Annotated in this window: 18 protein-coding genes; 12 read left to right on the top strand and 6 right to left on the bottom strand. The window is 70.2% G+C overall.

The window, feature by feature from the left end:
• Positions 1–3 precede the first annotated feature (3 nt).
• From H4F70_RS14855 to H4F70_RS14840, 4 genes are all read left to right on the top strand, one after another.
• The gene (locus tag H4F70_RS14855) at positions 4–414 is read left to right on the top strand and encodes an acyl-CoA thioesterase (RefSeq protein WP_182357720.1); all 411 of its coding nucleotides are present in this window, start codon (positions 4–6) and stop codon (positions 412–414) included.
• A gap of 134 nt (positions 415–548) precedes the next feature.
• Positions 549–5,681, top strand: coding sequence for an NAD-glutamate dehydrogenase (locus tag H4F70_RS14850; RefSeq protein WP_182357719.1), 5,133 nt, complete (start codon positions 549–551; stop codon positions 5,679–5,681).
• Between the two features lie 27 nt (positions 5,682–5,708).
• Positions 5,709–6,128, top strand: a complete 420-nt coding sequence (locus H4F70_RS14845; protein ID WP_182346776.1) for an acyl-CoA thioesterase — start codon at positions 5,709–5,711, stop codon at positions 6,126–6,128.
• A complete protein-coding gene (locus H4F70_RS14840; RefSeq protein WP_235681136.1) occupies positions 6,121–6,864 on the top strand; it encodes a DUF8185 domain-containing protein in 744 nt (247 codons plus the stop codon). Before H4F70_RS14845 ends, H4F70_RS14840 begins: the two co-directional genes overlap by 8 nt.
• A gap of 19 nt (positions 6,865–6,883) precedes the next feature.
• Here H4F70_RS14840 and H4F70_RS14835 read toward each other — a convergent pair whose 3' ends face one another.
• The gene (locus H4F70_RS14835; RefSeq protein WP_235681135.1) at positions 6,884–7,285 is read right to left on the bottom strand and encodes a globin; all 402 of its coding nucleotides are present in this window, start codon (positions 7,283–7,285) and stop codon (positions 6,884–6,886) included.
• 169 nt (positions 7,286–7,454) lie between these two features.
• Between H4F70_RS14835 and H4F70_RS14830 the strand changes: the two genes are divergently transcribed.
• The 3 genes from H4F70_RS14830 (at position 7,455) to H4F70_RS14820 (ending at position 8,848) form a co-directional block, all read left to right on the top strand.
• Complete coding sequence (locus H4F70_RS14830) at positions 7,455–8,060, top strand: HNH endonuclease (RefSeq protein ID WP_182357717.1); 606 nt, start codon at positions 7,455–7,457, stop codon at positions 8,058–8,060.
• 79 nt (positions 8,061–8,139) lie between these two features.
• Positions 8,140–8,379 (top strand): aa3-type cytochrome oxidase subunit CtaJ, encoded by a 240-nt coding sequence (ctaJ, locus tag H4F70_RS14825; RefSeq protein ID WP_182357716.1) that lies wholly within the window; start codon positions 8,140–8,142, stop codon positions 8,377–8,379.
• Entirely contained in the window at positions 8,366–8,848 is a 483-nt protein-coding gene (locus tag H4F70_RS14820; protein ID WP_182357715.1) for a DUF5130 family protein, read from the top strand. Before ctaJ ends, H4F70_RS14820 begins: the two co-directional genes overlap by 14 nt.
• 63 nt (positions 8,849–8,911) lie before the next feature.
• Here H4F70_RS14820 and pepN read toward each other — a convergent pair whose 3' ends face one another.
• Complete coding sequence (gene pepN / locus H4F70_RS14815) at positions 8,912–11,494, bottom strand: aminopeptidase N (protein ID WP_182357714.1); 2,583 nt, start codon at positions 11,492–11,494, stop codon at positions 8,912–8,914.
• Between the two features lie 253 nt (positions 11,495–11,747).
• On the opposite strand from pepN, the gene H4F70_RS14810 reads away from it, so the two are divergent.
• Entirely contained in the window at positions 11,748–12,695 is a 948-nt protein-coding gene (locus tag H4F70_RS14810; protein WP_182357713.1) for an SAM-dependent methyltransferase, read from the top strand.
• A gap of 115 nt (positions 12,696–12,810) precedes the next feature.
• Positions 12,811–13,467: a DsbA family protein gene (locus H4F70_RS14805; RefSeq protein ID WP_235681134.1), complete on the top strand. Its 657-nt coding sequence runs from the start codon at positions 12,811–12,813 to the stop codon at positions 13,465–13,467.
• Here H4F70_RS14805 and H4F70_RS14800 read toward each other — a convergent pair.
• The 4 genes from H4F70_RS14800 to H4F70_RS14785 all read right to left on the bottom strand — a co-directional run bounded on the left by H4F70_RS14800 (position 13,464) and on the right by H4F70_RS14785 (position 17,814).
• Complete coding sequence (locus tag H4F70_RS14800; protein WP_182357712.1) at positions 13,464–14,558, bottom strand: tyrosine-type recombinase/integrase; 1,095 nt, start codon at positions 14,556–14,558, stop codon at positions 13,464–13,466. The genes H4F70_RS14805 and H4F70_RS14800 overlap by 4 nt on opposite strands.
• Positions 14,559–15,142: 584 nt before the next feature.
• Positions 15,143–15,301 carry a hypothetical protein gene (locus H4F70_RS14795; protein ID WP_235681133.1) on the bottom strand — a complete coding sequence of 53 codons (159 nt, stop codon included), beginning with the start codon at positions 15,299–15,301 and terminating at the stop codon, positions 15,143–15,145.
• A 60-nt stretch (positions 15,302–15,361) separates the two neighbouring features.
• Positions 15,362–16,180: a RelA/SpoT domain-containing protein gene (locus H4F70_RS14790; protein WP_235681132.1), complete on the bottom strand. Its 819-nt coding sequence runs from the start codon at positions 16,178–16,180 to the stop codon at positions 15,362–15,364.
• Between the two features lie 392 nt (positions 16,181–16,572).
• Positions 16,573–17,814: an NAD(P)/FAD-dependent oxidoreductase gene (locus tag H4F70_RS14785; RefSeq protein WP_182360441.1), complete on the bottom strand. Its 1,242-nt coding sequence runs from the start codon at positions 17,812–17,814 to the stop codon at positions 16,573–16,575.
• Here H4F70_RS14785 and H4F70_RS14780 point away from each other — a divergent pair.
• The 3 genes from H4F70_RS14780 to fumC are packed head-to-tail and all read left to right on the top strand — an operon-like array spanning position 17,813 to position 21,291.
• On the top strand, positions 17,813–18,130 hold the full coding sequence (locus H4F70_RS14780) for a hypothetical protein (RefSeq protein ID WP_182357711.1): 318 nt from the start codon (positions 17,813–17,815) through the stop codon (positions 18,128–18,130). The two genes, H4F70_RS14785 and H4F70_RS14780, sit on opposite strands and share 2 nt — an antisense overlap.
• Positions 18,131–18,172: 42 nt before the next feature.
• The gene (locus tag H4F70_RS14775) at positions 18,173–19,855 is read left to right on the top strand and encodes an NAD-dependent malic enzyme (RefSeq protein ID WP_372497585.1); all 1,683 of its coding nucleotides are present in this window, start codon (positions 18,173–18,175) and stop codon (positions 19,853–19,855) included.
• Entirely contained in the window at positions 19,852–21,291 is a 1,440-nt protein-coding gene (gene fumC, locus H4F70_RS14770) for a class II fumarate hydratase (protein ID WP_182357709.1), read from the top strand. The genes H4F70_RS14775 and fumC overlap by 4 nt, the downstream gene beginning before the upstream one ends.
• Positions 21,292–21,304: the final 13 nt, after the last annotated feature.

The following is a 21,304-nucleotide window of genomic DNA, read 5'->3' as shown; positions in this document are numbered from 1 at the left end:
ACGGTGACTGAGCCGTACCGCGTGCGCCTGCAGCTGCGCTGGGGCGACAGCGACCAGCTGGGGCACATCAACAACGTGATGTACCTCGAATACGCACAGGAGGCGCGCCTGCGGTTCCTGGGCGAGATCGGCGGCACCGCGGCGCACTCCATCGGCCCGATCGTGGTGCGCAGGATCGAGGTGGACTTCGAGCGCTCGCTGCACTACACGGCCGAGGGCGTCGACGTCGACGTATGGGTGCTCAAGGTGGGCACGAGCTCATTCACGCTGCGCCACCGGATCCGCGATCCGCAGGGGAACCTCTACTCCACCGTCGACGCCGTGGCCGTGGCGGTGGACCTGGAGACGGAGACCTCCCGCCCGATCCCCGACGACGTCCGGGCGATGCTGACGGAGCGGATCCTCGACGCCTGAGCCTCTTCGCTCGCATCGATGGCCCCGGACCGCTTCGGCGGCCGGGGCCGTCGAACTTCGCGCGAACGTCTCCGGTGCGGCATACGGTCGAGGCAACCCCTACCGTGCGCATCGGACCGCGGGAGGTGATCGCGATGGGGCTGGGAGATTCCGGCGCGGACGCGGCTGTCGGCGGCGACCTTGACGGCGTGCTCGGCGACGCGGTCGCGGCGCTGACCGCCCGCTACCGGCAGACGCACGAGGGGATCGGCGTGCCGGGGCGCCTCGATTCCGAGATGGCCAGGCATCACGTCCGCGTGGGCCTTACGCGCGCGGCGGGTGAGGCGCTGGTGAGTCTGCGCCTGCTGCCCGATGCCGGCGACGGGCCGGAAACGTCCGGCGAGCACCCGGCGGGCGCGGTGCTGCAGGTGGTCACCGACGACGCGCCGTTCCTCGTGGAGTCGCTGATCGCCCTGCTCGGCAGCACGGGGATCGCGGTCGACCACATCGTCCATCCCATCCTGCGGGTGCGCCGCGACGGGGGCGGGCGACTGGCCGCCATCGAGGGCGACGCGACCACGCGCGAGAATCGTGGAACCGCGTCTGAGCGGAATGCGCACGGCCGCACGCCGAGCGGGGGCGACGACGGCGGGCGGGTGGAGTCCTGGATCCACCTCGAGCTCACCGGCCTGCCTCCCGACCTGCGCCGCGATGTCGAGCACAGGGTGCGCGCGCTGCTCGCCGACATCGGATGGGTCGTGGAGGACACCACGGCGATGCACGACATCATGGGCGCCGTCGCCGACGACGTCGAGCACGGCCGCGGCATCGGCACGGCGGACGAGACCGCCGCCCGCGAGAGCGCCGAGCTGCTGCGGTGGATGTCCTCGGGGCATCTGGCGTTGCTCGGCTACCGCCGGTACGTCGTGGACCCCGACGATGCCCCCGACGACGAGGCCTCCGACGACGAGGCCTCCGACGACGAGGCCCCCGCCGCTGATGCGCCGGACGGTGCGGGGTCGACCGCCGTGCAGACCGCGGTGCCCGGGACGGGGCTGGGGGTGTTCCATTCGGGCGAGTTCACCGATGCGCGCCTGCGCGTGGTCACCGGCGCCGGCAAGGACGCGGCCGCGCCCGACGGTGCCGCCGCGGCGCAGTTGCTGACGCTGACGCAGGGGCAGTCGTCGACCATCGCGATGCACGTGCTGCACCCGTTCTACGTGGGTGTGCGCGTGTACGACGAGGGGGGACGGCTGCGCGGGGAGCATCGGTTCCTCGGCGTCTTCACCATGTCGGCGATGCACCAGAGCGTCTTCGACATCCCGGTGCTGGGCCGTCGGGCGCGCAGCGTCCTCGACAGGTCAGGGTACGCCGTCGACAGCTTCAACGGGCAGTCGATCGTCGAGATCATCGAGTCGTATCCGCGCACCGAGATGTTCGCGACGTCCACCGCGCAGCTGCTGCACGTGGTGGACGAGGTGCTGGACCTGGGTGTGCGCCGCGGCGTGCGGCTGTTCCTGCGGGGGGACCGCAACGGGCGGTTCATCTCTGCGCTCGTATACCTGCCGCGTGACCGGTACACGACCACCACGCGGCTGGCGATGCGCGACGTGCTGCTGGACGAGCTCGGCGGCACCGACGCCGACTACAGTGCGCGGATCACCGAGTCGGCGCTGGCGATGGTGCACTACACCATCCAGGCGCCGGCGGCGTGGGACGAGCACGGAGACGGGCACGACGGTCTGGACGTGAGCGCGCGGCGCGTGCTGGAGATCCAGGAGCGGCTGGCCGAACTGACCCGCAGCTGGGACGACGCGCTGATGGAGAAATCGGGGGAGACCGCGGCGGGCCGGGCACTGGTGCGCCGGTACGCCCGCGCGTTCCCGGACTCGTACAAGGAGGACTTCACGGCGGCCGACGCGGCCGAGGACATCGACGTGCTGCAGTCGCTGGAGCCGGGCGCGATCCACGCCGCCTGGCGCCGCGACCCGCGCAGGCGCGCCGGGCAGTGGCGCCTGATGATCTACCTGGCGCGCAGGGGGATTTCGCTGAGCCGGATCGTCCCCGTGCTGCAGAGCCTGGGCGTCGACGTGATCTTCGAGCGGCCCTACCCGTTGGTGCGGCCGGACGGGGCCCGGTGTTGGGTCTACTCGTTCGGCATCGTGGTGGTGGAGGATCTGAGGACCCGCGGCGACATCACCCCCGAGGGCGACGTGGGCCGCCGGTTCCTGGAGGCCTTCGAGGCGGTGTGGAACGAGCGGGCGGAGACCGACCGCTTCGACGAGCTGGTCATGCGCGCGGGCATCGGCTGGCGCGAAGCGGCGATGCTGCGCGCCTACGGCCGGTACCTGCGTCAGGCGCGGTTCTCCTACAGCCTCGAGCACATCCAGAACGTCCTGTGCGACAACCCGGAGGTGGTGCGGTCGCTGGTCGAGCTGTTCCGCGCGCGGTTCACGCCGGGGCCGGAAGGGGACGGCGACGGGCCGGACGGCGATGATCAGCGCGCGGCGGATGCGGCGCGGCGCGACCGCTCCGAACAGATCGCCGCCGCCGTGTCCGACGAGCTCGACCGCATCCTCAGCATCGACACCGACCGGGTGCTGCGCGCGTTCCTGCACCTGATGGCCGGCACGGTGCGCACCAACTACTACATGCTCGACGGGCAGGGCCGACCGCGCCAGGCCATGTCGTTCAAGCTCGCCGCGCAGGAGATTCCCGAACTGCCCCGGCCTCGGCCGATGTTCGAGGTGTACGTCTACTCGCCGCGGGTGGCGGGCGTGCACCTGCGGTACGGGGCGGTGGCACGCGGCGGGCTGCGCTGGTCTGACCGCCGCGAGGACTTCCGCACCGAGGTGCTGGGCCTGGTGAAGGCGCAGGCGGTGAAGAACGCGGTGATCGTGCCGCTGGGCGCCAAGGGCGGGTTCGTGGTCAAACGGCCGCCGGCGGCGACGGGCGACGCGGCGGCGGACCGGGATGCGTTGCGCGCGGAGGGCATCGCCTGCTACACCGCGTTCATCGGCGGCCTGCTCGACGTCACCGACAACCTCGACACCACGACGGGGCGTGCGGTGCCGCCGCCGCGGGTGGTCCGCCACGACGGCGACGACACCTACCTGGTGGTGGCGGCAGACAAGGGGACGGCGTCGTTCTCGGACATCGCCAACGGGGTGGCCGCGGACTACGGCTACTGGCTGGGCGACGCCTTCGCGTCCGGCGGGTCGAGCGGGTACGACCACAAGGAGATGGGCATCACGGCCCGCGGCGCGTGGGAGAGCGTGCGCCGGCACTTCCGCGAATCGGGCGTGGACACCCAGACTCAGGACTTCACGGCCGTCGGCGTCGGCGACATGAGCGGCGACGTGTTCGGCAACGGGATGCTGTGCAGCGAGCACATCCGGCTGGTCGCCGCGTTCGACCACCGGCACATCTTCGTCGACCCGAACCCGTCCGCCGCGGCCGGATTCGCGGAGCGCCGGCGCCTGTACGCGCTGCCGCGTTCGTCGTGGGCCGACTACGACACATCGCAGATCAGCGCCGGCGGCGGCGTGTGGCCGCGGACGAGCAAGGCGATTCCGGTGGGCCCGCAGATGCGCGCGGCGCTGGGGCTCGCCGACGATGTGACGGAGTTGCCGGCGCCGGAGCTGGTGCGCGCGGTGCTGCTGGCGCCGGTGGACCTGTTGTGGAACGGCGGCATCGGCACTTACGTGAAGGCCCGGGCCGAGACGGACGCGGACGTGGGGGACAAGGCCAACGACGCGGTCCGCGTCGACGGAGCCGATCTACGGGTGCGCGTGGTGGGCGAGGGCGGCAATCTGGGGGTGACGCAGCACGGGCGGATCGAGTACGCGCAGCGGGGCGGCCCCGACGGCGCCGGCGGCGCGATCAACACCGACGCCATCGACAACTCGGCGGGTGTGGACAGCTCCGATCACGAGGTGAACATCAAGATCCTGCTCCGACACGCTATCGACGCGGGGCGTCTGCGCGTCGGCGACCGCGACGCGCTGCTGGCGTCGATGACCGACGACGTCGCGTCGATGGTGCTGGCCGACAACATCAGCCAGAATCGTGTGCTCGGGGCGGACCGTCGGCAGGCGACGGCGATGGTGCGCGTCTACCAGCGGATGGTGGACTGGCTTGAAACGCACGCCGGGATGGACCGCGCCATCGAAGGCCTGCCCGGGCCCGACGAGTTCGACCGGCGCGAGGAGACCGGGGAGGGGCTCACCTCGCCGGAGCTGTCGGTGCTGCTCGCCTACGTCAAGCTGGCGATGAAGCGGGAACTGCTGGCCGGGTCGCTCCCGGAATCGGCGGTGCTGGCGCGGCGGCTGCCCGGTTACTTTCCGGCGGTGCTGCGCGAGCGCTTCGCCCCCGACATCGCCGACCACCCGCTGCGGCGGGAGATCATCGCCACCGTCGTCGCCAACGACGTGGTGGATCGCGCCGGGATCACGTTCATGTTCCGCCTGGGGGAGCTCGCGGGGGCCGGGGTGGGCGACGCGGTCCGCGCGTTCCTCACGGTCGAGAGCGTCTTCGGCTTGCAGCAGCTGTGGGAGCGCATCGACGCGGCCGACATCAGTGCCCGCACCGCGGACCATCTCACGTTGGTGACGCGGCGTCTGGTGGACAGGGCGTCGCGCTGGCTGCTGGCGAACCGCCCGCAGCCGCTGCAGGTGGCGGCGGAGATCCGGCGATTCGAAAAGCAGATCGCGGCGCTGACGCCGCTGGTGCCGCAGGTGGTGGGGGGAGCGGCCCGCACCCGTTATGAGGAGCGTGCCGCCGAGCTGGCGCAGGCGGGTGTGCCGCCGGAGCTGGCCCGCGACGTCGCCGGGCAGCTGGACCGGTTCGCGCTGTTGGACATCTGCACCACCGCCGAGGTCCTCGAGTGCGATGCCGAGGAGGTGACGCGCGTGTACTTCGCCCTGGCCGAGCGGCTGCGCATGGACGATTTCCAGGTGGCCGTCTCGGAGCTCGCGCGCGGCGACCGCTGGCACGCGCTGGCCCGCCTGACGTTGCGCGAGGACCTCTACAGCGCGATGCGGATGCTCACCGAGGACGTGTTGCGGGGCGGCGAGCCGGGCGAGGATCCGCCGACGATGATCCGGGAATGGGAATCCGGCAACACCTCCCGGATCGGGAGGGCGCGGATGATGCTCGCCGAGATCGCCGAGCGCGGCCGGCCGGACCTCGCATCGCTGTCGGTGGCGGCACGGCAGTTCCGTAGCATGGTCGGCGTCTCGACGGTGCGGCCGGACCCGCCCCGTCCTTCCGGCACGTCTGACGGGTGAGCCGGGCCCGGGTGGGGGAACTGCTGCATGGAGGTCGGCTACCGGACGACGGTCGCTGCACGCTGGTCGGATATGGACTCGTTCCGGCACATCAACAACGCGGCGGTGGTCACGTTGCTCGAGGAGGCGCGCATCCCGTGGCTCTTCGCGCCGGAACGTCCCACCGCGGCCTTGGCCGACGGCGTGTTCCTGGCCGACCTGCGCGTGCGGTACCGGGGGCAGCTCGTGCTCGAGGACAGCCCCGTCGAGGTGGTGATGTGGATCAGTCGGATCCGGGCGGCGGACTTCACGATCGTCGCCGAGCTGCGCCCGCAGGGCGCCGACGAGGCCGACCCCGCATCGGTGGTCAGCCACGCACAACTGGCCGCCGTCGACCTGGAGAACCAGCGCATCCGCCGGCTCTCGCCGGCCGAGCGCGCCTACCTCGAGGAGTTCCGACGTGATTGACGCGCCCGGCGCCGGCGGTCGTTACCTGCGCATCCCCGACGCGTCCACCCGCTCCGACCTGCACGCTTTCCTGTCGCGTGCGGCGCGGCTCGATTCCGCGGCGCTGGTCCGCATGGTGCGCCGGGGCGACGGGGTCGCGGTGTGGACGACGACGGCCGGATTCGACACGCTCGCCGGGCGCACCTTCCAGGTCGGGATCGCGCCGAGCGACGTGTGCGTGGGCGCCGAGCCGCTGGCGGGCGAGATCCGATCGGCCGTCGGCGCCGGCGACGGCGACGCGGGCACTGAGAGCTCTGACGGCACCGTGACCGTGGATCCCGGCCTGCCGATGGACACGGCGTGGCGCGGGTCGCTGCCGCCGGCGGACGGTTTCGAGCACATCGACGACGTGCCCGCGCGCGACGTGGTGGCGCTGTCGGTGCAGGGCGCGCAGGTGGCACGCGAGAACAGCACGATGACGGGGCCGCCGCGTTCACTTCTAGACCAGACCGTCCTGGAGGTCGACGGCGGCGGGCGGCACGTGGAGGTGCCGTTGCGCAGCGTCTTCGCGCTCACCGCGATGGGGTTCGTACCGCAGGCGGTGCAGGACCCGGTGACCGGCGTCGTCGACGTGGAGCGCGTGCCGGCCGGCGAGCCGGTGCGGGTGCGCGCGACGCGCACGTGGGTGCGCCTCGACGCCCGCTTCGGTTCGGTGGCGCTGCGCGTGGGCGGCGAGATCCCGCTGCTGATCACCTGAGAACGCCGCCGGCGGACCGTCACATGGGCGCGTTCACCAGGGTCTCGGCGGCCATGGCGATGTAGCGCAGGAACGCCTCCCTGTGCTCGGCGTCCATGACGTCGTCGCCGATCGACGCCACGGCGGTGTGCATGCAGCGCAGCCACGCGTCGCGCTCGATGGGGCTGATGCGGTACTGCACGTGCCGCATCCGCAGGCGGGGGTGGCCGCGTTCGTCGCTGTAGGTGTGCGGCCCTCCCCAGTACTGCTCGAGGAACATGCGCAAACGCCGCTCGGCCCCGTCGAGGTCGTCCTCCGGGTACAGGGGGCGCAGGATCTCGTCCTCGCGCACTTCCTGATAGAAGCGGTGGACGAGCGCGGCGAACGTGGCGGCGCCGCCCACCTCGTCGTAGAAGGTCGAGGGTTGACGCGGAGAGGCCATACACCCCATGGTGCCCGGTGGTGGCGGCCGCGGGGACGGCGGGGCAGGGCGTGCCGGCCGGGCGGATACCGCCCGGTCAGCGTGTGAACGCTGCGCGGAGGCCGCCGGATCGTACATAATGCCGCTGGGAGCAACGCCGCGGCGAGCGTGCGGCGCCCGGGAGACCACCATGACGGAATCGAGAAACAACACGCGATCCGCACCCGGCGTGCGCCGTGCCTCCGGCGCGCGCGGGGAAGATGCGTGCCGAGGGGAGTCCGGTCTCGCGCGCCGCGTGCTGGTGCTCAACGCCAGTTGGGAGCCGCTGGGGGCCGTGGGGTTCCAGCGGGCGGTCGTGATGGTGGTGTGCGGCAAGGCCGAGCTCGTCGCCCCCACCGACGACGGCCGGCTGCTGCATTCGGAGCGCCTCGTGGTGCCGTTCCCCTCCGTCATCCAGCTCGCCGTGTACGTGCACGTCCCCTACCAGGCGCGGTCGCCGCTCACCCGCGCCGGGCTGATGGCGCGCGACGGCCGCCGGTGCGTCTACTGCGGCGGCCGGGCCGACACGATCGACCATGTGGTGCCGCGCAGCCGTGGCGGCGGGCACTCGTGGGAGAACTGCGTGGCCAGCTGCGGGGCGTGCAACCGGAAGAAGGCCGACCGGCTGCTCGAGGAGATCGGCTGGCGTCTGCCGCGGCCGCCCACCCCGCCGCGGGGCCGGCATTGGCGGGTGCTCTCGGAGGTGCCCGACCCGGACCCGCAGTGGCTGCCGTACCTGGGGCAGGGGGCCGCCTGAGCGGGCACGCCCGCGGCCCGGGCCCGGCGGCGGGGCGGTCCGCTTCCGCGAAGGGCGGCGGGTGCGATAAGTTCATGGCGTGACCATCTGGGAGACAGTGCTGGTCTACCTGGGCGCCCCGCTGCTCATCACCATCGTGATGGCGATCTGGGGTCTGACCGCCCACGTAGTCAAGCCGAAGTACTACACCTTGGGCGACGAGTGGACCGGCGGCACCGTGTGGTGGGGCGCCGTCGACGAGGCCCCCTGGCATGCACACGGCACCGTGCGCTCGATCGAGGCCGGTGCGAGCGGAGGAGCGGCAAGTGGCAAGTGGTGAGCTGACCTACCCCGCGGTGGACGAGTCCGCACTGCCCTCCGGCTTCGTCGTCACCTCCAGCGGCCGGGTGTCCGGCGTCCGGCACCCGGGTGAGGAGACGTACGACGATTCGCCGTTCACGCATGTGGACCGCAACCGCATCGACCGCACCCTCACGCAGGCGACGCGGCGCACCCGCATTCTGTGGACCATCTGCATCGGTGAGCTCGGCGCGGCCCCGGCAGACCGTGCGCGCGAGCTGCACTCCACGCTTCCGCGGCCGGACGAGTCCGTGCTCATCGCGGTCTCCCCGAACGAGAAGAGCATCGAGATCGTCGGCGGCGACGCCGTCGGTCACCGCTTCGACGACCGGGTCGCCCAGCTCGGCGCGTCGGCGGCGATCTCGTCGTTCCAGCGGGGCGACCTGATCGACGGGCTCGTCAGCGCGGTGCGCGTGATGGCCGCGGCGGTCAGCCCCGTCCGCGTCTGATCAGTTCTGCGTCGACCCCCGCCACCGTCACGGTGGCGGGGGTCTTCGCATGCGCGGCGGCGGTCAGCCGGCGTCGGACCTGCGGGCCGCAAGCGCCCGCACCACGCCCGCGCGTCCCTCGGAGACGAGCCGCTTGAGCGCCGCGGGGTGGTCCGCCGCCAGGAAGGCGTCGGCGGCGGCCACCGACTCCTCGTGCACCGACCACGACGGGTACAGCCCCACCACCACCGTCTGCGCGACCTCGCTGGACCGGCGCTCCCACACCGATGCGATCGTGTCGAAATAGCGGCCGACGAACGGCTCGAGCCGCGCGGACTGCCCCACCGCGGTGAAGCCGGCGACGATCGCGCGCACCGTGATGTTGGGAATCTCGTCGTCCTCGGTGGCCTGCGTCCACGCCCGGTCCTTGACCGACTGCTGCGGGCGCGCGGCCGATGCCAGCGCCGCCTGCCGGGCGCCCGCCGCGGTGTCGTCGCCGGCGAGCTCCGAGTCGATGAACAGCGTGTCGGCGCCGTCCGCGTCGACCACGCCCGCGCGCGCGAGCGCCTGCACGATGAGCCACCGCAGATCGGTGTCCACCGTCAGGCCCTGAAGTGCCGCCGCATCGGCCGAGTCCAGAGCGGACCGCAGCACATCGGTGTGCCGGGCTTCCAGCACCGAGCCGCACAGGGCGGTGACGAACGCCAGCTGGTGGTCGGAGCCGGGCTCCGCGGCGCGCGCCAGCTCCAGGAGCCTGTCGGCGAAGCCCGGCCAGCCCTCGGACGCGGCCCAGCCCGGTTCGGCGTAGGAGGCCAGGGCGGCCTGCGCCTGCAACAGCAGCCGCTGCACCACGCCCACCTCGGACTCGGCCTGGATACCCGAGCGGACCAGCGCGACGAAGTCCCGCGCCCGCATGTGCGCGCCACGGGTCATCTCCCATGCGGCCGACCAGCACATGGTCCGGGGCAACGGCTCGGCGATGTCCGCGATCCGGTCGGTGACCGTGGCCAGCGAGCCGGGGTCGAGGCGCAGCGAACAGTAGGTGAGGTCGTCGTCGTTGACCAGGATCAGCGCGCCGCGGGGCGCCCCGACGAGCTCGGGGACCTCGGTGCGTTCGCCGTCGACGTCCAGCTCCACCCGCTGCGTCCGTACCAGGCGGCCGGAGCCGTCATCGTCGTAGACGCCGACGGCGAGACGGTGCCGCCGCAGCTCGCCGGCGCCCGGCTGCGCCCCGCCCTGCAGCACGGCGAACCGGGTGAAGCGGCCCTCGTCGTCCACGTCGAAATCGGGCTCGAGCGTGTTCATGCCGGTGGTCTTGAGCCACTGCGCGCCCCAATCCGACAGGTCGCGGCCCGACGCGGCCTCCAGTGCGGCGATGAGGTCGCCGAAGGTCGCATTGCCCCAGGCGTGCTCGGCGAAGTACGCGCGCAGCCCGGTGAGGAAGTCCTCCAGGCCCACGTATGCCACGAGCTGCTTGAGCACCGAGGCGCCCTTGGCGTAGGTGATGCCGTCGAAGTTGACCTCCACGGCCGCGATGTCGGGGATGTCCGCGGCCACCGGGTGAGTCGACGGCAGCTGGTCCTGGCGGTACGCCCACGACTTCTCGATGTTCGCGAACGAGGTCCACGCGTTGGTGTACTCGGTGGCGCTGGTCTGGGTGAGCACCGAGGCGAAGGTGGCGAACGACTCGTTGAGCCACAGGTCGTCCCACCAGCGCATGGTGACCAGGTCGCCGAACCACATGTGCGCCATCTCGTGCAGGATCGTCTCGTTGCGGCGTTCGTAGCGGTAGCGGGTGACGCGGGAGCGGAACACGTAGTCCTCGAGGAACGTCACCGCGCCCGGATGCTCCATCGCGCCGGCGTTGAACTCGGGGACGAAGAGCTGGTCGTACTTGCCGAAGGGGTACGGCACGCCGAAGCGCGCGTGGTAGAAGCCGAAGCCCTGCTTGGTCTCGGCGAACAGTCGCTCGGCGTCCATGTGCTCGGCCAGCGAGGCGCGGCAGTACAGCCCCAGCGGGATGTCGCCGTGCTCGTCGCTGAACGTGTCGCGCCATTCGGCGTACGGGCCCGCGATGAGGGCGACGAGGTAGGTGGAGATGGGCTCGGTGGGGTAGAGGTGCGAGACGGCGGCGCCGCCGGGGCCCTCCGAGGTGGAGGCCACGGCGGCGTTGGACACCACGTGCCAGTGCTTCGGGGCGGTGACGATCAGCTCGAAGCGGGCCTTGAGGTCCGGCTGGTCGAAGCACGCGAGCATCCGCTTGGCGTCGGCGGTCTCGAACTGGGAATACAGGTAGACCTCGCCGTCGGCCGGATCGACGAACCGGTGCAGCCCCTCGCCGGTGTTCGAGTAAAGGCAATCGGCGTCCACCACCAGCTCGTTGTTCTCGGCCAGCGGCGGGAGGGGCAGCCCGTGCTCCTCGGTGTACCCGGAGGTGTCGACGGCCGCGCCGTTGAGGGTGGCCGAGTGGATCGTCTCGGCGATCAGCTCCACGAACGTTTCGGTACCGGCGACGGCGTCGAACGTGATCACGGTGCGCGAGCGGAACGCGCGCTCGCCGGGGGCGCCTGCGCCGTCGGTCAGGTCCAGCTCCACGCGGTAGCCGGACGTGGTGACGGCCTCGGCGCGGCGGCGCGCCTGCTCGCGGGTGAGGTTGGGTTGGGCCACAGGGGATGCTCCTTCACCTGGGGGTTGCGGAATCGGTTTCCATCCCATCATGCGCGCCGCAGATTCCGGGGGCATGCGCGGCGGACGAAGCGCACGTATGCGCGGAGGCGGTGGAGTGCGGCCGGGGTCGTCGGTCGAACCGGCGTTGACGGTACGGGCGTTGACGGTATGGGCGATGCCGGAACTGCACGCGTCGCCCGCCGGAGCGTGGAAGACTGCCGACCGGCACCGACGATCGAGGGGAGCGGAGCGGATGGCAGATGCGGCGGGCGAGGGGGACGCGGTTCCGGTGGACGGGATCGTGGTGACGGCGATCGGCGTGGCGGTGATCCGCGCCCGCGAGTACGCGCGGCCGGACCGCCTCTACTCCGATCCGCTGGCACGGGCCTTCGTGGACGCGGCGCGGGCGGGCTTCCCGCGGGAGCGGTGGGAACGGTTGGAGGCGCTGGCCGGGCGGTTCTACGACGGGCGCACGGTCGGGGTGCGCCTCGTAGACGGCACCGTCCGGGACGCGCTCGACCACGGCATCCGACAGTTCGTGCTGCTCGGCGCGGGACTGGACACGCGGGCATTCCGGATGGGGCTGCCGCCGGATGCGGTCGTGTTCGAGCTCGATCTCCCGGAGACGTTCGCCTTCAAGGAGCCGGTTCTCGAGCGAGCGGGCGCGGCCCCCGCCTGCACACGGCACGTCGTTCCGGCGGATCTGCGCTCCGAGTGGCGGAGCGCTCTGTTGGAGAGCGGGTTCCGCCCGGAAGTCCGCACTCAGTGGATCGAGGAAGGCACGCTGGGGAACCCGACGGAAGATTGGAAACGCCGGCTTGTGGAGGACCTCACGGCGATGTCCGCCGCCGGCAGCCGGTTCGGGGTCGGCCGGTTCGCGGTCGACGCCGAGAGTCCGCAGTATCGCGAGTATCGGAATCTCGTCGGAGGAGAGGAGGGAGCAGGGGAGAAGGGAGCAAGGGAGAAGGGGGCGGGCAAGAAGGTGGTGGGCGAAGCAGCGGCGGCCGAGCGCGCGTCTACGCCCGGCCCGTGGGGCGGGCCGGATGCCGCCGGCCGGGCGGAGGACGAGGTGGAGCGCTGGCTGCAGGACATCGGCTGGGACACCGTGTTCCGCAGTTGGAACGCGATGACCGCCGGGCTCGGCAGGGATGTCGCCCAGGTCGATCCCGGCGTCGGCACCGTCTTCGCCACGCGCCGCTGAGCGCGGGCTTCTTCCGGCCCGCGGAGACTTCGGGGGAAGAGAACCGGTGATGCAGGCGTTGGACCGTAGTGGATGACGGGGGAATCAGCATGGTCGACAGAAGGAGCGCACGGAGATGACCGGGACGGTAGAGGCGGCAACGACGACGGCACCCGCGGACGGCGCCACCCGCGATCGCGCGGACTTCTGGTTCGACCCGCTGTGCCCCTGGTGCTGGATCACCTCACGCTGGATCCTCGAGGTGGAACAGGTCCGCAACATCGACGTGCGCTTCCACGTGATGAGCCTGGTCGTCCTGAACGAGCGCAACGACGACCTGACCCCGGAATACCGCGAGAAGATCGCGCCCGCGTTGGGCCCGGTGCGCGTGGCCGTCGCCACGGCGCAGAAGTACGGCGACGAGATCCTCGCACCGCTCTACACCGCCATGGGCACCCGCGTCCACAACGAGGGGAACAAGGACTTCGAATCGGTCATCGCGGGTGCGCTGGCGGAGCTGGAACTGCCCGCGGAACTGGCGGAAGCCGCACACACCGACGAGCACGATGAGGCGCTGCGTGCGAGCCACCACGCGGGCATGGACAAGGTGGGCGCCGATGTGGGCACCCCGACCATCCACGTGAACGGCGTCGCCTTCTTCGGGCCGGTGCTTTCGCGGATCCCGCGCGGCGAGCAGGCCGGCACACTCTGGGACGGCGTGGTCGCGATGGCCTCCTACCCGCACTTCTTCGAGCTCAAGCGGGGCCGGGACGAGGAACCCGCCTTCGACTAGGCCTCTGACCTGCGCTGACCTGCACTGTCGGCGTCGTCAGGGGCGGCGTGATTGGCTCCCGTCCCGCATCCGTCCCGCACGAGCGCGAAAGCGCCCGCCGCAGCGGCCCGCGTGACGTCCGCCGCGCCCGGCCACAGGTGCGCGTAGACGCGCAGCGTCGTCGCCGCGGACGCGTGCCCGAGCGCCGCCTGCACCCCGGTCACCGGGACGCCGGCGGCGATGAGCGCCGACGCGTAGAAGTGCCGCAGATCGTGCATCGTCGCGCCGCGCAGCTTGTGCTGCACGATCACCCTGTGCAGTGGCCGGCCGACGCTGCCACGGTTGTGCATGCCGCCGTCGTCGCGCGCCCACACCGTCTCGTCCGGTCGGCGCGGCGAGGCGGCGAGCTGCTCGGCGAGCACGTCGACCACGCCCTGCGGCACGGGCACGGTCCGCGCCGACGCCTCCGACTTCAGATCCGCATGCTCCCGGCCGGCGGTGTCCGCCTGGGCACGCACGTGGATCTCGCGGCGCAGGAAGTCGACGTCCCGCACGCGCAGCCCGGCGAGCTCGGACACACGTAGCCCGGACCCCGCGGCGACGAGCACCATCCGCCCCAGCCACGGGCGCGAGGGGGAGCGGGGTAGCGGGGTGCGCGCGGCGGCGACGAGCGTGGCGACGTCGTCGGTGGTGAGCAGGTCGCCGCGGCGCACGGCCGTGTCGCTCGGCGACGTGCGCACATCGGGTTCGGGGACGGCGAGGATCAGCCCGTCACGCCGCGCGCGTTGCAGGATGGACAGCAGCTGGCCGGCCATGATCGCCGCGGACGATGCGGCCAGCGGCTTTCTCCGCGCCCACGGACGCCCGGCCACGAGGAGGGCCTGCCAGTCCTCGATGTGGCTGGCGCGCACGGCCCACACGGGCATGTCGGCGAGTTCGCCCAGGTTCAGGGTGAGCGAGCGCCGATTGGCGGCCGTGTTGTCCCGTCCACCGCGCGCCGCCCACTGTGCGGCGAGCTCGCCGACGGCAGCGTCTGTGGTGACGGGCCCGGAGGCGGTGCAGGTACAGATCTCAGGGGGCTCGTCGGTGACGACGGCAACGTTCGACGGCACGGTTTACGCGACGAAGGTCCCCGAGTGACGGGTCCGGTACCTGTTCCCGCCCAACGGATGCCGCACAGTACCGGGGTGTCCGTCCCGTTTTAGGGTGTGGTTTGCGCCGCTCCACCCCTCCCATGGGGCGGCGTATCCCTGGCACCCCGATGCCGGGACCGGCCCCGCCTGAGGCGTTCCAACCATGGGCGGGGCCGGAGCATGCCGGGGCGCCGCGCTCCTGCTGGGTGGCGGACCGGCCGGGCGCGGCGCTCCGATCTATCACTGGGCTCGGCCGTAGTGGTCGGCCTACGATCAGGGGTAGCTGGACATTGCGTGATCGGCAGTGCCGGCCGACCGGCCCCGCGCCCGGGGCCGCGTCGTGCGCGCACAGCGGCGGCGGGTGTTGCGTCGGGCGTTATAAGAAGGCGCGGGTTGCCGTATTCCTGCCGCTGATGGAACACGGTCGGGGTAGAATGCGCGCTGGTCGCAGCTCAGAGGGGTGGCGGCCACCCCGGCCCCCGCGCGTGGACGACGTACGGGGGCCGACCATAGTCGAACGGGGCGCAATCGTGATGACTGCGCCCCGTTCGACTGTGCGTGGTCTATGCGGTGAGGCGTTCCTTGCCCGTGAAGTACCGCGAGTGAGTTCGTTCAAGCGTCTCCAACGATGCGCTTGTCAGAACGACGATCTCTATGTTGGAGTCCTCACGGTTCTGCTCCAGGCGTAGCCGGTACTCGATCGCTTCACGAGGGGTAGCCATGGCGTGCACTGTCCGCTCGCGCGTGTGCCGGTTGAACTCGATGACGAAGCTCTGCATCTGCTAGCCCACCTCCATCTCTTCGAGTGTACGCAGCGCCTCAGTGAAGGCTTCCGCGTAGCGCTGCCGCTGAGACTCCACATGATCCTTCATCCGGGCCAGTTCCGCATAGGATTCCGCGGCCATCGTGACAGTGTTCACATCACCCGAGGCGAGGTTCGCCGCGAGCGTCTCCTCGAAGTCGAGGACTGCCTGGTGAGCTTGTTCGACGCGCTCCACGGTGCGCGCCATCTCGTGGAGCGCGGAGACGATCTCGTTGACCTTCGCGTTCGCGTGGGTCTCGTCGTAGCGTATTCCGCGTCCGACCCAGTCTGCGAGCCGTTCATAGAGGTTTGCCCAGGCGCTCTGTAGCAAGGTCCGGATTTGAACCTCGACTCGGCCGGCTGGCAGTCGGAGCCAGACGTGGACGGCGCGGTACCCACTGTGTGGGTGTTCGCGGATGTCTTTCACTTGGGACTCAGCACCGAAGTGCGTGGCTATCTCGGTGGCGAGGCCGGTCTGTTCATCAAGCGAGAGATCTGCGTCAATTCGGACTCCGGCCAGGTCCTGGACGGAGTCCAGCGCGATCTGCATCCTCTGGAGTTTCTGGACGAGGGTATCGCGCGTTTTCGATCGCGCGGCGATGAGGAATTGATCGACGTCTGACGACTCCCACTTGGTAGTGAAGATACGTGCCGCCACCTCGGATGCGAGGTCTTGATGCCAGAGCATCACCTCTGCGTAGGAGGGGCAACTTTTGGGTGGTGGGACTCCTTCGCGCAGCGCCTCTCCGAGAACACGAAGCCGCTTCCGTGACCATGCGGGTTTCTCGTGGAGGTCCATCCGGGTATTTAATCAGGTCGGTCGCGTGATGTGGATGGAGTCCTGTGGCGTGGTGATCGAACGTTAGCCCGTGGCGCTCTTGGCCATCAGGTGCCAGCCCAGCGACCCCGGACCAAGAGCCGCGTTGCCGTTGTCTCGTCCCGCACTGGTCCCGCAGGAGGGTATAGAGCGCCCGTAACCAACGTAATCGGCAGTGTCCGCGTAACGCCCGGACCTGCATGTTTCCGAAACGTGCTGGTCCGAAATCTGTGTCGATTCTTCGAGCTCAAGCGGGGTCGGGACGAGGAACCCGCCTTCGACTAAGGCGTGGGTTCGCGCCGAGTTGGCGGCTCGTCGGTGATCCAGACGCTCAGAGCACCGAATGACCACGGACTCGGCGCCCGTCGCGGACGTCAGAGCGCAAGTTCGCCCAGCGGCACCGAAGCGTCCGCAAGGCGCCCCAGGTCCACCGGCCGTCGGGCGGAGATGAGCGCCTTGATGTCGTCGGTGGAGTCCCAGATGTTGACGTTCATGCCGGCGAGCACGACGCCCGCCTCATCCACCCAGAACGCGATGAACTCGCGGCCGTCGACGTCGCCTCGGTAGACCACGCGGGAGTACCCCTCGGCGTGGCCCGAGTACTCCATGCCGAGGTCGTACTGGTCGGTGAAGAAGTACGGCAGCCGTGCGTACTCGGCGTTGCCGCCGCGGATGTTGGCCGCCGCCACCGCGGGCTGGTTGAGCGCGTTGGCCCAGTGCTCGGTGCGGATCCGCATGCCGAACAGCGGATGCTGCGCGGCGGCGATGTCACCCACCGCATACACCCCGGGCGCCGCCGTGCGCAGGCCCGCGTCGACGAGCACGCCCCCGTGCTCCACCGCGATGCCGGCCTCCGATGCCTGCTCGGTGTTGGGGCGGGCGCCGACGGCTACGAGGACCACGTCGGCCGGGATCTGCTCGCCGTCGCCCAGACGCACCCCCGTCGCACGGTCGTCCTCGGTGGTGACGGCGGCGACGGTCGCCTGCAGCCGCAGGTCCACCCCGTGCTCGCGGTGCAGGGCGGCGAACACGGCGCCCAGCTCGGGCCCCAGCGCGGCCTTGAGCGGCTGGTCGGCGGCCTCCACGACGGTGACGTGTGCGCCGCGTCCGCGGGCGCCGGCGGCCACCTCCAGGCCGATCCAGCCCCCGCCTATCACCGCCACCCGGGTGCCGTCGGTGATCGCACCGGACAGCGCTGCGGCGTCGTCGATGCTGCGCAGGTAGTGCACTCCCTCGGCGTCGGCGCCGTCGATGGGCGGGCGGGCGGAGCGCGAACCGGTGGCCAGCACCAGCGACGAATACCCCACGGCGGAACCGTCGGAGAGGGTGACCGACCGCAGCGCGGTGTCGATACCGGTCGCGGTCACGCCTACGCGCAGATCCACATTGTTGTCCGAATACCAGGCGCGCGGATGCACGGTGAAATCGTCGAGGGACTGCTTGCCCGCCAGATACTCCTTGGACAGCGGGGGGCGCTCGTAGGGCAGGTGCTGCTCGGCGGAGACGAGGACGATGGGACCGGTGTGCTGCTCAGCGCGCAGTGCCTCCGCGGTCTTGGCGCCCGCGAGGCCTCCGCCGACGATGACGACCGTGTCGGATGTGCGTACCGAGTCCATGCTGGTCATGCTGAAACTCCTTCTTCCGTGGCAACCGTTCAAGCCGGTCCGGACACGCGGCCTGTCGAACCCGCGCACGGCCGGACCCTATTCAAAGAAACCCGGCGGTGCGCCGGAAACTTCCCGGCGCGCGTCCCAGAGCTCCGGCCCGGCGTCCGCCGCGCAGGCGACCGCGCTGGGTGCAGTGGTCGAGGTGATCCGGCGGACGGCGCTGCGGTTGCGCCCGGGAAAAACAAGCCAACTGTCCAAGTCAACCATCCAGGATCCGCCTCCGCACCCGGATTCAGTTTTTCCTGAAGAAACTCCCAAATCGTGACTTTATTTTCAGACTGTGGCTAGCTTGGTCCTCGAAGGTGCTGTGAAATCCCGAAGGAAGCCGAGGCGACCAGTGTCAGAAAAACCGCACGTTCTCACCGATCCGTTGACGAACAGGGGAACCGCTTTCACCCGTGAGGAGCGGGCGCGGATGGGGTTGACGGGGCGCCTGCCGTCCCGGGTGGAGACCCTGGAAGAGCAGGCGGCGCGTTCCTACGCGCAACTGAGCTCGTATGCGACCGATCTGGAGAAGTACATTTTCCTCGATCAGCTCCACGATCGGAATGAAGTGCTCTACTACAAAGTGATCTCGGAGCACCTGGAAGAACTCTTGTCGGTCGTTTACGATCCCACGATCGGTGAAGCGATCAAAAAATGGAGTCTGGATTACCGGATCTCCCGGGCCGTCTATTTGTCGATCGATCACCCCGAGGACATGCGGGCGTCGTTCGAGACGCTCGGGCTGGGGCCGGACGACGTCGACCTCATCGTCGTCTCCGATGCGCAAGAGATCCTGGGCATCGGAGACTGGGGCGTCAACGGATCCGATATCGCGGTGGGCAAACTCGCCATCTACACCGCCGCCGCGGGCATCGACCCCGCGCGCGTGATCGCGGTGAACCTCGATGTGGGCACCGACAACGAGGAACTGCTCAACAGCCCGGCGTATCTGGGCAACAGGCATGCCCGGATCACCGGCGAGGCGTACGACGCCTTCATCGCGCAGTACCTGGCGACCGCCTCGGACCTGTACCCGAACGCGCTGCTGCACTTCGAGGACTTCGGGCCGGGGAATGCTCGCCGCATCCTGGAGAAGTACCGCGACAGCTACCGCATCTTCAACGATGACATGCAGGGCACCGGTGCGATCGTCATGTCGTCGGTGGTGTCCGGGCTGAAGGTGACCAAGGAGTCCTTCGCCGAGCAGCGGCTGGTGGTCTTCGGTGCAGGCACGGCGGGCACGGGCATGGCAGATCAGATCAGCGCCGCGATGCGCCGCGACGGCCTCACCGACGAGGAGTCGAAGGCCCGCGTGTGGCTGGTGGACAGGGATGGGCTGGTCACCGACGACATGTCCGGTCTGCCCGACTATCAGCAGGCGTACGCGCGTCCCGCGGCGGAGGTCGCCGGTTACGCGCGCGGTGCGGACGGAAAGATCGATCTGCGCACGGTGATCGAAGAAGCGCGCCCGACGATCCTGATCGGCACCTCCACCGCGCACAATGCGTTCACCAAGGAGGTCGTCGAGGCGCTGTGCGCCGGCGTCGAGCGGCCGATCCTGCTGCCGCTGTCCAACCCGACCGAGCGCATCGAAGTCATGCCCGCCGACGCCGTGCCATGGTCGAAGGGCAAGGCGCTCATCGCCACCGGCATTCCGGTCGACCCGGTGACTTATGCCGGCACCGTCTATCACATCGGCCAGGCCAACAATGCGCTGCTCTATCCGGGATTGGGGCTGGGAATCGTGGTCTCCGGGGCGAGCCGGGTCACCGACGGCATGCTGCTCGCGGCGGCCGAGGCGGTGGCCGTGCAGGTGGACCCGAGCGGTCCGGGCGCGTCGCTGCTGCCGCCGGTCGACGATCTGCGGGCCTCGTCGGCCACGGTGGCGATCGCGGTCGCCAAGCAGGCGATGGCCGACGGGGTGGCGACGAAGAAGTACGACAACCTGGTCCAGGCGGTCCAGGACGCGATGTGGCAGCCGGTCTACCAGGGGGACCCGGCATGACCGACGAAGCGCCGAAGGTGCTCGATATCGGCATCGGAATCGATGCGTCCGGCACCCGGCACGAGACCGATTCGATGGGCGGGATCGACGTGCCCGCGGACAGGTACTGGGGCGCCCAGACCCAGCGTTCGCTGGTGCACTTCTCGATCGGCAACGACAAGATGCCGCACGAGGTTTACCACGCCTACGGATACGTCAAGAAGGCAGCAGCTCTGGTCAATGGCGCGGCGGGCCGGATGCCGGCCTGGCAGTCCGAGCTCATCGCGCATGTGGCGGACGAGGTGATCGCCGGGGACCTCGATGAGAGTTTCCCGTTGTACGTCTGGCAGACCGGCTCGGGCACACAGTCGAATATGAACACCAACGAAGTGATCAGCAACCGCGCGATCCAACTCGTCGGCGGAAAGCTCGGAAGCAAGACCCCGGTGCACCCGAATGACCACGTCAACATGGGCCAGTCCTCGAACGACACCTTTCCCACCGCGATGCACATCGCCGTGGTCACCGAGATCCTCGAGCGGCTGATCCCGGCGCTGAGCGCGCTGCACGAGGAGTTCCTCGCCAAGTCGGAGCAGTGGCGCGAGGTGGTCAAGACCGGCCGGACGCACCTTGAGGACGCGACACCGTTGACGGTGGGTCAGGAGTGGTCGGGGTACGCCCGGCAGATCGAGCAGGGCATCGAACGCCTGCGCGCATCGCTGCCGGGCCTCTACGAACTTGCGATGGGCGGCACCGCAGTGGGCACTGGGCTCAACGCCCCACCCGGGTTCGATGTCGAGGTCGCGGCGAAGATCGCCGAGCTCACCGGGCGTCCGTTCGTCACCGCGGAGAACAAGTTCGCCGCCCAGGGCGGATTGGATGCGATGGTAGCCGCAAGCGCCGGGCTCCGTGCGGTAGCGGTGCCGTTGATGAAGATCGCCAACGACATCCGGTGGTTGGCCTCGGGTCCGCGCTGCGGTCTCGGTGAGCTCGTCCTGCCGGCGAACGAACCGGGCAGTTCGATCATGCCGGGCAAGGTCAATCCGACGCAGTGCGAGGCCATGGTGATGGTCTGCATCCAAGTGATCGCCGAGGACAGTGGTGTCGCCATCGCGGGCACCCAGGGCAATTTCGAGCTCAATGCGATGCGGCCCATCATCCTCAACAACGTGCTGCATTCGGCGCGGATCCTCGGCGACGCATCGGTGAAGCTGCGGGAATACTGCATAGCGGGGACCGAGCTGAACCGGGCACAGATCGGCAAGTTCGTGGGAAGCTCGTTGATGCTGGTGACCGCACTGTCCCCGGTCATCGGCTACGACAAGGCCTCGGCGATCGCGCACAAGGCCAACGACGAGGGCACCACCCTGCGCGAAGCGGCGCTGGCGACCGGATTCATCGGGGCGGACCGGTTCGACGAGATCGTCGACCCCGCCAAGATGGTGGGCACACCCTAAGCCGGATCCACCG

The organism is Tomitella gaofuii (assembly GCF_014126825.1).
In the GTDB taxonomy this organism is placed as follows: domain Bacteria; phylum Actinomycetota; class Actinomycetes; order Mycobacteriales; family Mycobacteriaceae; genus Tomitella; species Tomitella gaofuii.
This window is presented reverse-complemented; position numbering and strand designations above follow the sequence as displayed.